We start from the raw sequence: 12088 nt of genomic DNA, 5'->3' as shown, positions 1-12088 counted from the left end.
TTATTTTTTATTTATTATAATCTGATAGTTATTATACGAATGGTTCAAAAGATAATCACACCAATTTTCAGACTGGGTAGTTTCATTTGTGGAATTGATTCCTCTATTCGATGGGAGTTTGATTATATAAAAGGGTTGAGGGAGAAAACTTATGATCAGGTTGTTGGAAGAAAACTATAGAAAAATGGAGCAAATCATCCGAGTGTTGTCCATTTCTGACCAGTGGATGACAAAAAAAGAACTTGCAAAAGAAATTGGAAGCTCTGAGTCAACATTTATTCGTTATATCGAAGAGATCAAAATTCGTTGGGGAACGAAAGTGACGATCGAAACATCAAGGAAATTAGGCTATCGGATCGAACATTTTAATGCAGCAATTTACCTAGATGTTTTGATGGATATGGCACAAAGCTCAACGAACAGCCAGTTGCTACATGAGATCATCATGAATCCTGGCCAAACGATCGAATACTATTGCGAGACCCTCTCAATCAGTCGCTCTTCGTTTACGCGCAAGCTAAAACGCTGTAATGAGATCTTAGAGTCTTATTTATTGAAAATCATTGTTGATCAAGGTTTTCAATTAACCAGTCAAAAAAGCGAGATCCAATTGAGAATATTTGTTACCTTTTTCTTTTTGAATTTTTATGGACGTCATGAACTTCCCTATACGATCGATAAAGCGGTGGTCAAAGACATCATGGAAAGAAATCACTGCCAAATAAGCTTATGTGGTCAAGGGAGTACGTATGAACAGTCTTTTTATATTATGTATTTCATGGTGCATCTAATGCGGGAAACACAAGGATTTTACTTGGATCATATGCCATCTAAGGATTTGCGAAACATGCATGAATTGAAGAATAAGGACTATCTACTTTTAAAAAAAGAATTAGCTAATCTGAATTATGATAGTTATGAAAAAGTTATAGATTACTTTACTCGTTCTATTTTTCAACAGTTCTCTTTTTCAGAGCAAAAAGATATCAGAGATAAAATACAGAGAAATTTACAAATTTGTGTATTTTCAAAAACGGCTGAGTGGGATTCAGACAATCTGGATTTCATCGTTCACTTATTGACTAACATTTATTTTTTTTCTCGTCTGTTTCCTTTTGACACGACACATCTGACGTATCGTGCCACTTTTTTTGCGGAACAAATAAGGGTCAAACACACACCACTTTATGCACGCTTACGGGCAGAATTACAGTTTTTTTCTACCTTGTTGGATACCGATTTCTTGAATTATTTATCAAGTTATGTTTTTTGGATGTTAGTCATTAATCCAGATGCGAATCAGTCATTAGTCACGAAGCGGATATTGGTCGTTAGTGACCTAGGCATCCAACATAGTCGTTATGTTGAGTCTTACGTCAGCGATGTCTTGGCTGTACATCGCGTGCGCTCGATCACAGATGCGATCACAGATGAACAATTAAAGTCATTTGATCTGACAAACTATGATCTAGTCGTGTCGAACCAGCCCATTCCCAATACACAAGTACTAAGTTTATTGATTGATGATAGTATTTCATTCAGTGATGAAGATGATTTGATCAATCTATTTGGATTATGACATTCTTTCATATTTTTCAATCTTCAGATTATTTCCTAACGTAGAACACTAGTAGCAATAAACAAATTATTTTTCACAAAAAAGGCGGAAGATCTTGAGAACAACGCAAACTGTTTTCAGAATCTTCCGTCTTACTTTTATTGTATTAAGTTATTTAATTCCTGATTCTAGCCACTTTCTTTTGAAACGGAATTCTTGGATCAATTGGTCTTTGCTCCACCGATTTGCGATAAAATCAGTTAGCGTATCCATTGTTAGGTCCATCGTGAAGTAAAGAAAACTTAAGGCCTCATCTTTGGAGTCAATTGCAAAGTGATTGGCAGCCAATAAGCTGTACCATTCCTTCAACATGGATGAATCATCTGGGATATCCCTTCTTCGGTGGTTATTTAAATCGGTGCTTTCGGTCAATAATTTGATTGTTTGCCAGTAATTGCTCCCAGGCTTCAATGTAGCACACCACCCAAGATAATTTTCGATCCCAAGAAAAAAATCTTGGCTATCTTTCTCGATATACTGTAGGATATCTCGGTGGATCTGTGCGGAAAAATAGGAGATAGTAAAACGATAGGCATCTTCTAGGTCTTCGAAATACTTATAAAATGCCCCTCTAGACATTCCTATTCCTGAAACGATAGCAGAGACTTTGACTTGACTGATATGCTGTTCTGAAAAGTTCTTTAGTAAGACGTTGATGATCGCTTGTCGCTTTTCTTCATCCAAGTTTAGAAAGGTTTCTTTAGGCATCAGCTAACTCCTTTCGTTATTTTATGTCTGCCATGTCTTCTTCCACCAAGTAGCCATCTTTCATGCGATATACACGGTCGCTCCATTTGATCATTCGCGCATCATGGGTGACCATAACAGTGGCCTTTTGTTTTTCATGCGCTTCTTTCACCAATAATTTCACCACTTCATATGCATGGTCAGTATCAAGGCTTGCAGTTGGTTCATCTGCTAAGATCAGGCTAGGATCATTGAACAGTGCCCTAGCAATTGCTACACGTTGTCTTTCTCCACCAGATAAGTCTTTTGGATAGCTGTCTTTCAATTCATAGATATCCAGCGATTTCAGCAACTCATCGATCGTTGTTTCTGCTTTCTTTTGATGGCTGACCTTATCTACTAGATAAAACTGTTCTTTGACTTTTAAAAAGGGAATCAGATTGGAACTTTGAAGGATGAACCCAATTTCTTTAAAACGGAGATCCGCCCGTTTCTTCTCTGATAGATTCAAAAAAGATTGTCCATTAATTGTGATCTCTCCTGATGTTGGATTCTGCAATCCACCCGAAATCGTCAAGAAGGTACTTTTCCCTGATCCAGAAGGTCCGATGATGCTGACAAATTCTCCTTGCTTCACTGTAAAGTTGATGTCTTTCAAAGCGGTTACTTCCGTGTGTCCTTTGCCAAATTTTTTGACAATATTTTTCATCGTTAAAATATCTTTCATCTTCTTATCCTCCTATTGCCGTGATTGGATCAACTTTTGCAATGGTCCGAACGGAAAATACGCCGCCGAGCATAGCAACTACGATCAAAACGCCACTATATAGTAGCCATTGATTCCAGAAGATCGCAAATGGCATCGCACTTGGCAAGATCAAACTAGTAAGATAAGCAAATGCTACTGCTAAGACCACACCGATGACCCCTACAATAAATGATTGAGCAATCAATGATTTTGCAATAAAAGCATTGCGGATGCCTTGTGCCTTCATCACGCCAAAAATTGCTGTCTTTTGTAAAGTGATCACGTACATAAAGATCCCTACAACTGCCGCAACGACTAAGAATAGGAAATAAACCATTGCGTTAAGTGTCATATTCTGTGCAGAGTACCCAGGTAAACTGTCAATAAATTCTGGGATCGCTAATTTTTGGAGCATTTTAGACGCAGCATCCTGATTGATCGTAGCCTTTTCTTTTGTCACGATGGCATTGATTGGTGCCTGACTTTCAGAAGCAAATGGCTGATCACCAAATTTCAGGTGGGTCCAAGTAGCTAAATTTGTATAAATCACTGGAGAAACAGTATAGTACGTTTCTGGGAAAATCCCAACGATCGTTAATTCCTGATCATAACTGCCAATCTTCAATTTATCTCCAACCTTATACGTATCTTCCGCCAGATTTTGAGAAATAATAATTTCATTTTCTTTGGTAAACATCTGACCTTTTGTTATTTTGGGAAGTAAAAATGCATCATTTGTCGTTCCGAAAACAGCGACATTTTCTTTGTTTTTCCCTTTCACTGCCCCACTATATAAGCCAATCGGTGCTTTTTCTTTTGCATCGACGTGTTCAAGATCTTCTCTGGTCAATTGTGAAGCGGCAAATACTTGATTGGCATCTTCTGATAAGACGATTTCTTGGGCTCCCCAATCATCGATGGCTTTTTTGAATTCTTCGGCAAGTCCACTCGCCAGTCCTGACAGCATGAAAACGACGTACGCGATCAAAAACATAATGCCGATGATCAGACCATAGCGTAATTTCGCATACCGCATTTCTTTCATTGCTAAAAACATCTTTCTTCCTCCTCTAACCAATTTCTTCCAAGTGACGAATTGTCACTACAGATGAAAGTATATCCCTCGAGTGACATTTTGTCACTTGATATATTCTGAAAAAAATAAATTTTTTAGTTTTTCTCTTTTTTGAAGCCTTTCTTCCACATTTTCTGACTTCCTCCTCTTAGTCAAATAGAGTAAGATCAGAACGAATAGAAGGTATTTTATCGAATATTTATAGAAATAACGGGCTTTAAGTTTTTTTTATGGTATCCATGATAAACTTGAGAAGACCAACTATAATGAGGTGAACGAATGATAAAATTACTAATAGTCGAAGATGATCGTGTATTATCTGACAACATCAAAGAAATTCTTTCAGGCATTGGCGATATCACACAAGTATATGATGGCAGTAAGGGACTTTATGAATTAGAAAGTGGCGTCTATGATCTAGCTATCCTTGATTTGATGATGCCTGAAATGGATGGTTACGAAGTATTAGCACTTGCCAGAAAGGCAAAAATAAAGACCCCAGTTTTGATTTTGACTGCTAAAGATGGCTTAGAAGATAAGATCCAAGGCTTTGAACGCGGCGCAGACGATTATTTGACTAAACCTTTTTACCGTGAAGAGTTGCTCATGCGGACCAAAGCTCTGCTAAAACGGTCGTTAGGCCTCTTCGACGAAAATACGTTTGAATACAAAGGAATGATTTGTGATCTACACAAGAATACTGTCACTTTTGCTGAAACGGTTTTGCCAATCCAAGGAAAAGAATTTGAACTACTTGTTTACTTTTTACAAAACCAGCGGATCATTCTTACCAAAGAACAGATCTTTGACCGAATCTGGGGATTTGATTCGGATACGACGATCACTGTCGTTGAGGTCTACATGAGTAATTTACGTAAACATCTGCGTCAGACAGGACTCGATAAAGAAATCAGAACATTACGGAATGTCGGTTATATCATGCAAGGAGAGTGATTTGATGAACGGGAGTATCTCTCGAAAACAGCGTAGGCGCTTTTTTTTAGCCAACGTCACAGCTTTTGCCCTGATTTTCTTTTTATTAGGTTTGATCACGCTCCAAGTCTTGAACCAATCCGCTTATCGAGAAACGGATCTTTCACTGGAAAAAATAGAGCCCGACTCTCGAATGGTCCAGCTTGAAATTGCCCGTTATCAACAAGGCAATCCTTTTTTGAATGTCTCCCCTCCTGGACAGGAAAATTCGTCGCAGCAATTAGGACCTATAGGGGATCGTTTCAACACACAGATCGTTCTCTGGTCTGCTTCTGGTGACATCCTAAATAAAGATGCTATAGGGGGACGATTCAACCAGCTGGAAGAATTGAAGCTCGACACGAAAAATCTCGGTACGATCCAGTCCATCGAACTAAAATCAGAAGGTTCGGAAGCACCGTTATCTTTTCGTTCAGTGACCCAAAAAGCGAGTTCAGATCAAGGAGAAGTAGCCTATATCCAAGTGCTCTCCAATACGAATCAGATCAAGAATTCACTCGCTAATTTTCGAACGATCATGATTGCTTGCATGGTGTTTTTTTGGCTGATCTCGATCGCTATCAGTTATTACTTATCAAATTTAAGTATGCGCCCTATCTTGGCATCATGGCGCCGTCAAAAAGAATTCGTAGAAAATGCTTCCCACGAATTAAGAACACCTTTGACGATCATTCAAAATAGTTTAGAACATCTTTTTACGAAGCCAGATCACACGATCCTAGATGAATCGGAAAGTATTGCGCAAGCACTTGCTGAAACACGGCGACTTACAGGACTAACCTCTGATCTATTGACGATTGCACGAAATGACTCAGATGAACGAACGATTGACAAAACGGTGATCCAGTCGACAACATTTTTAACCGAACTAGTCAAACCATTTGCAGAAATGGCAAAAATCGATGAAAAAAGTTTCACCTGTGAGTTAGGTAAAGATGCAAACGTGCAAGTGGATGCTAAAAAGATCCATCAGGTACTAGTGATCCTTTTAGACAATGCGCTAAAATATACACAAGCTGGCGATCAGATCATCCTTACTTCCAGTACGACACACAAAGACTGGACGATCCATGTGATCAATACTGGTCCTTCTATCAGCAATCAAGAGAAACAACGGATCTTTGAACGTTTCTACCGAGAAGATCACTCGCGGTCTAAAGGAACTGGTGGATACGGACTGGGCCTTGCTATTGCTAAACAGATCGTTGAACAACACCAAGGTGAACTGACAGTAGCAGATCATCAGCCGCGTGGAGTCGATTTTAAAGTTCAGATTCCCATCAAATAACCCGATTTCTATTCGTACAGAGCCAACGAGCGGTGGACAAAAGTGTTTCTTACTTTTGTCCACCGCTCGTTTTTTTTGAAATTTCCGAAAAACCTGAATTTTTATTTATTTTTTGGCAGAATTGAGATTTAAACTAGTAAGCTTACAAATGACTTAAGTCTTTTATAACTGGGGAAAAAAGTAAAAATAAGGTACAATATTACTAAAGAAACGGAGGTGTTTTCATGGATCAGAAAACAAGAAAAAATATTCAAGAAAAGCTAAAAAAACGTACGATGCAGCTGCCTCCTATCTTCCAGGAATTTTTAAAGGAAAATCAAAAGACGTTGTCATTGAGCAGCCGTTATGAATACGCAAAAGACTTCCATTTATTTTCAGATTACTTAAGAGATACCTATGCAGAAGATGTGACCGATCAGCTGGTCATTCATTTAGAAAAAAGGGACTATTTGAATTTTTTACAAAAAGTCTATCGCCATACTCGTTCTTTCCAAACAACCGCTGAACAAGAAACGAATCAGCAATTCAAAAACGGTTATTATGGATTATCTAGAAAACAATATTCTTTGAATCATTTTCTTCGTTATCTTTATCAAACAGGTCGATTAAAAAAAGAGATCTCACTTTTGGGTGAAACCTTGCCTGAAACGACATCAGCCGCACCGCGATATGTGGATGCTTCATTACTTGAGAACTTCGATACCTTATTTATTCCTAAAAAGGGGTTTAAAACAACAAGAGAAGCGAGTTTTGAAGAAAAAAATCGTCCAAGGAATCTAGCGATTTTAGCTGTTCTCTTTTATTGCGGACTAAAAATCCACGAAATTGTCGAATTAAAAAGAAAAAACATCGAATTGAATAAACAAATGATCTACATCGATCGAAAGGTAAATCGGCTAGACAAAGCAGTTATTCCCAATGAAGCCCTACCTTACCTCACCCATTATCTTGAACTTACTGAAAAAGATACAACAGCCGAATCATTTGTCTTTCGTTCCTCTCATGATCAGCAGATCTCTCCGCGAACGATACGACAAATCTTAAGTAAAGTTACAATAGCAAACAACCTATCGCCTGAGTTATGCAGAAAAACCTTTGGCTATTACGTTGGTCTTTATTTGGATGATTTAGATACTGTCAATTATTTATATGGAAATCGTTACCTTAGTCCTCATTCCTTTGAGGAAATCAGTAAAAAAATGCGTGAGTTTTCGTATAGAGAATTTGCGAAAGAAACACGGAGGAACAATGACTCCCTAACGATATAAATTCATGTTCGATCAAAAATTCGTCACCGCATGAGTAGTTGGCGAATTTTTGATCGTTATCCTTTCTGAACACTTATCCCGATATCAGTGATTTTTTCTAATTCTTCGACGGTAAAATAAGCCCCAGTTTTTATAATTTCATCATCAATGACCACAATCGGTAAACTTTCCAGATCTTTTGTTTCCAACAAAGAAAGAATTTTAGGATTACTAATAAAAGGCAAGATAGAGTCATTTAAAAAATATAGATTCGTTTCTATCTGTTTACTTTTTGTCCGATTATAAAATTCCTTTAACATCGTATCCTCGTGTAATGATTGAAAAACAAAAAGATTTTCATCATTGTTTCTATTTAAAGCATAGTAAGAAATAATCATTTTGTCGATCCTCCTGCCGTATAAGAAACTGTTCCTACATAAAATATGTCATAAACTTGCATAGCTAATTTCCCACTGTAATATTGCTTCTTTCCAGTTGAAGTACATTCCCCCACCTGTTGTCTTTGATTCTTCACCTGTTTGTTCGACAACTGCGCTAGCTTTAACCATATTTCCAGAAATCCCAATGCCAATAAGAGAAACTACCAAAATAAAAATAGACTAAAAAATTTTTCATCGCTTTTCCCTCTTGCTTTTTTTAAAGAAAGCGCCCTTTCAATTTCACTATATATCTTATTCTAAAAATGTATACTGTTATCTCAAAAACGAACGTTATTTTTAGTTCGATTTTTGATCCTTCTTAGGCTTGTATTTTGCTACATATATTTTGATTCTCCCTCCTTTAATAACTCCCCTAAGATACTCTCGCAATCTCGCCAATTGCAATAAACATCTTGAACATTTTAAGCTTTGCACACTCTGAAAATTTATTATAGTACATATGTATAGGATTAAACTTCTGAAAAAAATTCACAAAGTTATCTATGTTTTGTTTGGTATTTATGCTAAGATTGTAGCTGTATTTGGAAAGTAAGTGATTATTTTCACATAATAAATCTGCTTTCCATCTTGTATACTAAAGAAAAATGGAGTGTGACCTATGGAAACTGTTGCTTATTCACCACTAAATCTTTTTTCAAATTTCCAAGACGCAACAAATCAAACACCAGATGCTGCAATCATCTTTGATCAGCCTCTTTCCGCTTTTCCCGAACTTGGTTTTAAAAGCACTTACAGCGACACCTGTGCTCGTGTATTGACTCGTGCATATCAACTGGCTTCTCTTGGAGTTGGTCTTGGGGATAAGATCATGATCTATAAAAGTTCTGCTTTCGACACTTATTTACTTGCTGTCGCTTCTGCTTATTTAGGTGCGATACCTGTAATGACTTCGTACCATTTACCAACGGCCACGATGGAAGTCTTTGTTGATCGTTTAGAAGATCCTTTTATCTTGTTCGATGAAGAAACAGCCGGACGTGTCGCGGGTATCACGAATGGAACAAAAGCAAAACAAATCTCTGTTACTCAATTACTGGAACAATCTGCTGAACCAGTAGAACAAAAACAATTATCCGATGACGAGATTTCTTACATGACCCATACTTCAGGAACTACGGGTATTCCTAAATTGATCTGCCATTCAGCTAATTCAATGGGCTGGCGAACAACATGGCAAAAAACAGTCTTCACTAAAATTGCAGAAAAAAAATTAGTGGCTTTTCACATCTCCCCTGTTCATTCTCGTTTCAATATCGGGATTTCTTCTTTGATGGCTATGGGCTTCCCGATGATGCCTTTGGCGAATCCTCAAGGTGAACATGTGGTATCGATGTTACAAAAATATCCACCGATTGCTTTAGAAACGCATCCAAACAATTTTGTTCAATGGAGTTTTACCGCAAGAGAACATCCTGAAGCATTTGCTGGTATAAGATACTACCACTCTACTTTTGATGCAATCAATAATCAAACGATGGAATCATTCCTGAATACTTCTGATACGAAGGATGCTCTATTCTTACAAGTCTATGGCCAAAGCGAATGTGGACCGATGATCCTTAAAGCGCATACACTTGAAAGCTTACAGACAAGTAACGCCAGAGATATGGGTGTGGGGTTAGGAGAGTTGACAAAAGCGCGTATCACAGATGAAAGTGGCGAAGTTGTCCCTGTAAATACGGATGGACATATCCAGCTTTTATCTAAAGGCCGGGCGTTGACCTACTATAAAGAAGACCAACGTTTCCAAGAAAATGTTTATGGCGCTTGGTGGGATAGCGGAGATTATGGCAGTATGGATGAAAATGGCCATTTATACTTAAAAGACCGGCAAGTCGATTTGATCGATACGATCAATAGCAATCTAGCCATTGAAGATTTTTTACTTGATTCCCTAGACTTTCTAGCAGAAGTTGTGATCGTACGGGATAAAGAAAATGCACCACAACCTATCATCGCTTTAGCACCAAAACAAGCAATGGATTGGGATCGTTGGTGGAATCAAGTACATGAGTTGCCACGTTTAAATAAACCAATCATCATGGACTATGACGAAATTCCTCGGACAGCGACAATGAAAGTCCAACGGTTGCAAATCGAAAAAGACTTGAAAGCACAATAAAAGAAACAAAGATCAAAAAAGAAGTTATACCAGAAGTGATCCGCTTCTAGGTATAACTTCTTTTCTTGTTGGTACATATAGTTTGTTACTATTGAAAAACTCACATATGGGTAATATCCTCTTCTGGCTCTACTCTTTTTTTTCCTGAGTCTTGCTTTTCGATCGGCCTTCTATCCCTATGTTCTGCCTCCATTAGTATGGCTCTTAAGGGTCTTCTATCAGTAGTTGGGTATTTCCATTCTGAAAGGATATAATTTAAATTGTTATAGGTATGTAGATCTTCTTCATCTGAGCGAATGGCTATCATTTGTTTTCCTTTTTTTGTTAACGGGCTGGTTGTTCCACAGAGGGCTTTCAGTTTCTTTTCCGCTTGCATCTTTTTATAATTGTATTCTATGTCCCCATTACCATAAGAAAAAATTTCTAACGCTGTTTCAAGTTCCTTTTTTTCACGATAAAGCATGACTGCCTCGCCCTTATATTGCTTGATTTGCCACATTTTTTGCTCTAGTGAGTCTTTATTTTTTTCTAGGATGTCATCCAAGAATGGCTTGAGGCCCAAATAGGGATGTTTTTTTACTTGCTGAATCAAGTCGTCAAAACCTTGAAAATTCTTCTTGAATTTTGAATAGGCTACTGGCTTTAATTCTTGTTTAAGTTCAGCTATTTGTGATTTTATTTGTTTCTCGTTCTTTTGAAGCTGCTTGAGTGTAGAGTCTCTTAACTCTGTGTATCCCATTCTTTCGTTTAGCAGCAGCCGAAGTAGATCATCCATATAGCGCATATCATTAAAATAAAGCTGGTGATGAGTATTAGGTCTCCTGAACCACTTCCATCTGGTGGAATCTTTATCGTAAGTTGGATGGTACTTCATATTGTCATTAAAATAGTTGATGATGTGCTTCTGGATTTTTGATCGCACTTCTGGAACTGACAGTAGTTCCTTATCGATGTTCAAACAGTCATCATAAAGATTTTGATAGGTACGAGCCAACAGAGCAAAGTCTTTTTCGAGTGGAACAAGTTTAGGATTTTCATTGTTGATACATGCAACCAATAGATTCTCTTGAAGTGTTTCATCGGTTATTTTTGTGAATTTGTGGTTTTTTATATATCTAGAGTAAGTGTCTATTTCTTTTTTATAATGTTTGTCTTGGTAATGCACCCAAGTGTCATTTCTAGGGATCAATGTCACCGGTTTTGGTTCAATACCACTATTTCTAACCGAATGATCTTCTTTAGATTTGTTGGCGGTTGAGCTCAATTTTGTTCGTCCAGTCTTAGTAAATGGGCGACTGGTTCCGCAGAGTGCTCTTAGCTCCTCTTCTTTTTTCTGCTTTTCTCCGATAATCTCCTTCACTTCGACAGATTTTTTTACGTATTTTTCTTTAAAAGGATAACCTGAGAATTTAGCTTCGATTGCTATCAGCTCCGAATAGACCTTTCTGATTTTTTTCAACTCATCATCCATACGGTTTATTTCGTTTGGGATATCCTGTCTATCTATACCCGCTATATATGAATCAAGTTGAATGTCCGACTTTGCTTGAAGTTTTTCTACTAGTGCTGTCAGTTCTTCTGTTGATGATCGGGCTTTCAGCTTTTGATAAGCCTTTCGTGTGAGCTGTGGTTTTATTTCTTGCGTTTTTTCTTTGAGATTTTGATACTCTCTTTCCAGGGCTTTTAGTGTAGTATACCGCAATAAGCTATCATTAGAATACAGTATAGATGCCATAAGGAAATCCCTCCTTTTCGATTTGATTTGTTGAGGATTATAATCTCAGCGATTTTTTCTGTTTTTCGAAATGATTCTTCTCTTTTTCATCCAGTTAATCGAGACTAGTCCGAG

11 protein-coding genes are annotated in these 12088 nt (G+C 37.6%); 5 read left to right on the top strand and 6 right to left on the bottom strand.

What is annotated here, in order from left to right:
- Window positions 1–151: 151 nt before the first annotated feature.
- Window positions 152–1579: an AcpB/EbpR/MafR family transcriptional regulator gene (locus FGQ66_RS05895; RefSeq protein WP_138301999.1), complete on the top strand. Its 1428-nt coding sequence runs from the start codon at window positions 152–154 to the stop codon at window positions 1577–1579.
- A 150-nt stretch (window positions 1580–1729) separates the two neighbouring features.
- Here the strand turns inward: FGQ66_RS05895 and FGQ66_RS05890 are convergent, their stop codons facing one another.
- Genes FGQ66_RS05890 through FGQ66_RS05880 form a run of 3 tightly spaced genes read right to left on the bottom strand, consistent with a single transcriptional unit; the run spans window position 1730 to window position 4110 of the window.
- Window positions 1730–2326, bottom strand: coding sequence for a TetR family transcriptional regulator (locus FGQ66_RS05890; protein ID WP_138301998.1), 597 nt, complete (start codon window positions 2324–2326; stop codon window positions 1730–1732).
- Between the two features lie 16 nt (window positions 2327–2342).
- The gene (locus FGQ66_RS05885; RefSeq protein ID WP_081133576.1) at window positions 2343–3032 is read right to left on the bottom strand and encodes an ABC transporter ATP-binding protein; all 690 of its coding nucleotides are present in this window, start codon (window positions 3030–3032) and stop codon (window positions 2343–2345) included.
- A 4-nt stretch (window positions 3033–3036) separates the two neighbouring features.
- A complete protein-coding gene (locus tag FGQ66_RS05880; RefSeq protein WP_138301997.1) occupies window positions 3037–4110 on the bottom strand; it encodes an ABC transporter permease in 1074 nt (357 codons plus the stop codon).
- Between the two features lie 297 nt (window positions 4111–4407).
- Between FGQ66_RS05880 and FGQ66_RS05875 the strand changes: the two genes are divergently transcribed.
- The 3 genes from FGQ66_RS05875 (at window position 4408) to FGQ66_RS05865 (ending at window position 7677) form a co-directional block, all read left to right on the top strand.
- The gene (locus FGQ66_RS05875) at window positions 4408–5082 is read left to right on the top strand and encodes a response regulator transcription factor (RefSeq protein ID WP_138301996.1); all 675 of its coding nucleotides are present in this window, start codon (window positions 4408–4410) and stop codon (window positions 5080–5082) included.
- A 4-nt stretch (window positions 5083–5086) separates the two neighbouring features.
- Window positions 5087–6409 carry a sensor histidine kinase gene (locus tag FGQ66_RS05870; RefSeq protein ID WP_095443862.1) on the top strand — a complete coding sequence of 441 codons (1323 nt, stop codon included), beginning with the start codon at window positions 5087–5089 and terminating at the stop codon, window positions 6407–6409.
- A gap of 224 nt (window positions 6410–6633) precedes the next feature.
- Entirely contained in the window at window positions 6634–7677 is a 1044-nt protein-coding gene (locus FGQ66_RS05865) for a tyrosine-type recombinase/integrase (RefSeq protein ID WP_138301995.1), read from the top strand.
- Window positions 7678–7733: 56 nt separating this feature from the next.
- On the opposite strand, the gene FGQ66_RS05860 is transcribed toward FGQ66_RS05865, so the two are convergent.
- Together FGQ66_RS05860 and FGQ66_RS15565 are read right to left on the bottom strand one after the other, a co-directional pair.
- The gene (locus FGQ66_RS05860; protein WP_016176649.1) at window positions 7734–8054 is read right to left on the bottom strand and encodes an arsenic metallochaperone ArsD family protein; all 321 of its coding nucleotides are present in this window, start codon (window positions 8052–8054) and stop codon (window positions 7734–7736) included.
- 48 nt (window positions 8055–8102) lie between these two features.
- Window positions 8103–8225 (bottom strand): hypothetical protein, encoded by a 123-nt coding sequence (locus FGQ66_RS15565; protein WP_265585989.1) that lies wholly within the window; start codon window positions 8223–8225, stop codon window positions 8103–8105.
- Window positions 8226–8715: 490 nt separating this feature from the next.
- Here FGQ66_RS15565 and FGQ66_RS05850 point away from each other — a divergent pair, with 490 nt between their 5' ends.
- Window positions 8716–10239, top strand: a complete 1524-nt coding sequence (locus tag FGQ66_RS05850) for an AMP-binding protein (RefSeq protein WP_138301994.1) — start codon at window positions 8716–8718, stop codon at window positions 10237–10239.
- A gap of 100 nt (window positions 10240–10339) precedes the next feature.
- Here the strand turns inward: FGQ66_RS05850 and FGQ66_RS05845 are convergent, their stop codons facing one another.
- A complete protein-coding gene (locus tag FGQ66_RS05845) occupies window positions 10340–11974 on the bottom strand; it encodes a hypothetical protein (protein ID WP_138301993.1) in 1635 nt (544 codons plus the stop codon).
- Window positions 11975–12088 lie beyond the last annotated feature (114 nt).

The sequence above is a fragment of the Enterococcus sp. BSD2780061688st2 D3 genome (genome assembly GCF_005844145.1).
Lineage (GTDB): Bacteria > Bacillota > Bacilli > Lactobacillales > Enterococcaceae > Enterococcus_B > Enterococcus_B durans.
This window is presented reverse-complemented; position numbering and strand designations above follow the sequence as displayed.

Excerpts from the sequence above, each read along its gene's own strand:
- FGQ66_RS05865 (WP_138301995.1), top strand. The coding sequence starts at position 6,634 with ATGGATCAGAAAACAAGAAAAAATATTCAAGAAAAGCTAAAAAAACGT.
- FGQ66_RS05845 (WP_138301993.1), bottom strand. The coding sequence starts at position 11,974 with ATGGCATCTATACTGTATTCTAATGATAGCTTATTGCGGTATACTACA.
- FGQ66_RS15565 (WP_265585989.1), bottom strand. The coding sequence starts at position 8,225 with ATGGTTAAAGCTAGCGCAGTTGTCGAACAAACAGGTGAAGAATCAAAG.
- FGQ66_RS05875 (WP_138301996.1), top strand. The coding sequence starts at position 4,408 with ATGATAAAATTACTAATAGTCGAAGATGATCGTGTATTATCTGACAAC.
- FGQ66_RS05890 (WP_138301998.1), bottom strand. The coding sequence starts at position 2,326 with ATGCCTAAAGAAACCTTTCTAAACTTGGATGAAGAAAAGCGACAAGCG.
- FGQ66_RS05870 (WP_095443862.1), top strand. The coding sequence starts at position 5,087 with ATGAACGGGAGTATCTCTCGAAAACAGCGTAGGCGCTTTTTTTTAGCC.
- FGQ66_RS05860 (WP_016176649.1), bottom strand. The coding sequence starts at position 8,054 with ATGATTATTTCTTACTATGCTTTAAATAGAAACAATGATGAAAATCTT.
- FGQ66_RS05885 (WP_081133576.1), bottom strand. The coding sequence starts at position 3,032 with ATGAAAGATATTTTAACGATGAAAAATATTGTCAAAAAATTTGGCAAA.
- FGQ66_RS05895 (WP_138301999.1), top strand. The coding sequence starts at position 152 with ATGATCAGGTTGTTGGAAGAAAACTATAGAAAAATGGAGCAAATCATC.
- FGQ66_RS05880 (WP_138301997.1), bottom strand. The coding sequence starts at position 4,110 with ATGTTTTTAGCAATGAAAGAAATGCGGTATGCGAAATTACGCTATGGT.
- FGQ66_RS05850 (WP_138301994.1), top strand. The coding sequence starts at position 8,716 with ATGGAAACTGTTGCTTATTCACCACTAAATCTTTTTTCAAATTTCCAA.